Annotated in this window: 2 protein-coding genes; one reads left to right on the top strand and one right to left on the bottom strand. The window is 73.8% G+C overall.

Going from position 1 to position 2,143, the window contains the following annotated elements; genetic code table 11:
- The first annotated feature begins 216 nt into the window (after window positions 1–216).
- Window positions 217–1,371 (top strand): aromatic ring-hydroxylating oxygenase subunit alpha, encoded by a 1,155-nt coding sequence (locus CCL05_RS42275; RefSeq protein ID WP_086565823.1) that lies wholly within the window; start codon window positions 217–219, stop codon window positions 1,369–1,371.
- On the opposite strand, the gene CCL05_RS42270 is transcribed toward CCL05_RS42275, so the two are convergent.
- Window positions 1,362–2,143 (bottom strand): hypothetical protein (locus tag CCL05_RS42270; RefSeq protein WP_341868302.1); only part of this gene is annotated, 782 nt, incomplete at its 5' end. The two genes, CCL05_RS42275 and CCL05_RS42270, sit on opposite strands and share 10 nt — an antisense overlap.

The following is a 2,143-nucleotide window of genomic DNA, read 5'->3' as shown; positions in this document are numbered from 1 at the left end:
CTGCTCGCCTCACCCACCCTCCCCGGCAAGACGAACCTGCTGCTCCGCTGGACCGGCGCCGACGGCGCGGACGCCCGCTACCTGCCGCTGCCCAACCCGCTGCGCGGCGCCTGAGAGAGGCGTTCACCCGTCCGGACCCTCCGGCAGGGCACCGGCGCGGGACCGCGGTCAGGGTGAGGGTGGCCGACCGTGCCGTGTTCCCCTGCGAGGAGAGGTATGACCGAGACCGACAGGGCCGCCGCCGAGCCCTCGGAGCACACCGGCCCGGACCCCGCCAAGGCCGATCTGCGGCGCGTGGGCGCGAACCCGGACCACTGGTATCCGGTCGCCCTGTCCCGGCGGGTGCGCGCCGAACAGGTGCTGGCGGCCACGTTCGCGGGGGAGCGCATCGCCCTGTTCCGGGGAAAGAGCGGCGAGGTGCACGCGCTGGAGGACCGGTGCGCCCACCGGCAGGTGCCGTTGAGCATGGGCGTCGTGGAGGGCGAGACGCTCCGCTGCCGCTACCACGCCTGGGCCTATCGCGGCGACGGCCGCATCTCGCAGATCCCGTACCTGGCCAAGGGCGACCGCCGGCCGCCCCGCGGCGTGCGCGGCTACCCGGTCCGCGAGGCGTACGGCCTGGTCTTCGTCTTCCCGGGCGACCCGCGGCGCGCGGCGGCCACACCGCTGCCGCACCTGCCCGCCTTCGGCTCACCGCGGTACCGGACCATGACGTACTCGCGGACCGTGCGCTGCCACTACTCGTTCATGCACGAGAACCTCCTCGACATGAACCACCAGTTCCTCCACCGGGGCGTCGTCGGCAGGCTCCACCCCGAACTGCTGGGCTACGAGACCGACGAGCGGTCCGTGGAGGCCCGGTACCTGTTCACGCACACCGGGGGAAAACGGAACCGCAGCGCCGGACTGCTGGCCGCCGAGGGCATCGGGGGCGGCACCGCCGACGTCATGACCATCCGCACCGACTACCCCTACCAGACGCTCGACCTGGTCCCGGAGAACGCCGACCGCCCGGCCTTCCGCCTGTGGGCCGCCTACGTGCCCGAGGACGCCGAGCAGCGCACCTGCCGCGCCTTCGGCCTGCTCATGATCGACAAACCCGGCATCCCCGGCCTCCTCCAGGTCGCCTGGCCGTTCATCAGGCGCTTCACCGAGCGGGTGTTCGCCGAGGACCGCATGGCCGTGGAAGCCGAGCAGCGGGCCTGGGACGAGCAGGGCGAGGACCGCAACCACGAGGTCTTCCCGCTGATCCTCGACGTCCGCGAGGTGCTGCGCAGAAACGGCGTACCCCTCCGGGCCCGGGCCGCCTGCGGCAGCGCGTCACCGTGCGAGGGTGCGCGGCTGACCGACGACGTCCGGGGTCAGGAGTGACCTGACGCCGGTGCCGCCGGATCCGCCTCCGGGACGGGCGGGGCCTCGTCGTCCATGTCGCCGCGCAGGGCGGCGATGACGAAGGCCGTCATGGAGGCCAGGCCGAGCAGGGTGAACGGCCCCCAGATCGCCGGAATCGCCCAGAGCGGCCAGCCGCTCGCATCCTGTGCCCACAGGGTGAAGACGGCCACGACGGCCAGGCAGACGCCGTGCCACCGCACCACGACCGCCGCCTTCGCGTGCCGCCGGTCGCCCCGCGCGAACAGCGGCCACACGCCGCCGACGAGGGCGGGCAGGCCGAAGGAGAAACAGACGAGCGCGCCGCCGAGCCGGTCCGCGGGCCAGCCCACGGGCCCGTCGGACGTCTGCTGCCGCCGCCCGTCGGCGTCCCGTACCTCGACGACCTGCCCGTGCCAGATCACGCCGACGACCTTCTCGCCCGGCTCCAGCTCCGACACGACCGGACCGGCCTGCCGAAACGTCACGTCCCAGGGCTTCCCGGAGGGCAGCAGCAGCTCCGCCTCCGGCGGGGCGTTGCGCTTCCCACGGTTCGTGTCGGCCTGACGGACGGTGAACTCCTGCTCCCACCGGCACCCCGACGCCTTCACCGGGACGGAGGCGCAGGCCGGCGCGGCACGGAACTCCCGCTCCCGGTCCAGCGCCCCGCGGACCTCCAGAGCCATGGCCACTCCGACGACGAGCGTCACGACGCCCATCAACAGCCACACCACGCTCCCCGGCGCCTGCCGTCTCCCCGACCCCATGCTGCCTC

Source organism: Streptomyces africanus (assembly GCF_002150735.1).
Lineage (GTDB): Bacteria > Actinomycetota > Actinomycetes > Streptomycetales > Streptomycetaceae > Streptomyces > Streptomyces africanus.
This window is presented reverse-complemented; position numbering and strand designations above follow the sequence as displayed.